Below are 406 nucleotides of genomic sequence, written 5' to 3'. Positions count from 1 at the left end.
CGCCACCATCGCCGAGATCGCCAAGGCCCTGGGCATGGAGAAATCCAGCGTCTCGGGCCGGCGCAACGAACTCATCGCCGCGGGGCGCCTGGTGCTGGCGGGCGAGCGTAAGTGCGCAGTGACTGGCCGCACTGTGCAAGCCGTCAAGGTGCCGGCAAAGCAGGGGAGCCTGTTCCAATGAGCGCCCAATCTCAGCCCGTAGTCGACAGGCGCCGGCAACTGCTGGATGAGCTACTGCATCGCATGACGGTTGCCCAATCGATCGAGGTGCGCGTGCAGCTTTGCGCTGAAGCCAAGCGTGAACTCGACAAGATCATTCCTGCTCCAGGAGGCTCGCAGTAATGGCTGGCAACTGGATCAAGTTCGAGGTCGACACGCCGGAAAAGCCGGAGGTGCTGGCTTTGAC

Annotated in this window: 2 protein-coding genes; both read left to right on the top strand. The window is 63.1% G+C overall.

Annotation, left to right across the window (positions count from 1 at the left end; translation table 11 throughout):
* Nucleotides 1-181: hypothetical protein (locus RVY79_RS17715; protein WP_317465816.1), on the top strand; the 181-nt coding region annotated here is incomplete at its 5' end.
* Entirely contained in the window at nt 178-342 is a 165-nt protein-coding gene (locus tag RVY79_RS17710) for a hypothetical protein (protein ID WP_160315277.1), read from the top strand. The genes RVY79_RS17715 and RVY79_RS17710, both read left to right, overlap by 4 nt.
* The last annotated feature ends 64 nt before the right edge of the window (nt 343-406 follow it).

It is taken from the genome of Chromohalobacter sp. HP20-39 (assembly GCF_033052815.1).
Lineage (GTDB): Bacteria > Pseudomonadota > Gammaproteobacteria > Pseudomonadales > Halomonadaceae > Chromohalobacter.
The sequence above is the reverse complement of the archived record's forward strand: the minus strand, read 5'-3'. Positions and strand labels throughout refer to the sequence as shown.

Coding starts and splice junctions, on each gene's coding strand:
- RVY79_RS17710 (WP_160315277.1), top strand. CDS start 178: ATGAGCGCCCAATCTCAGCCCGTAGTCGACAGGCGCCGGCAACTGCTG.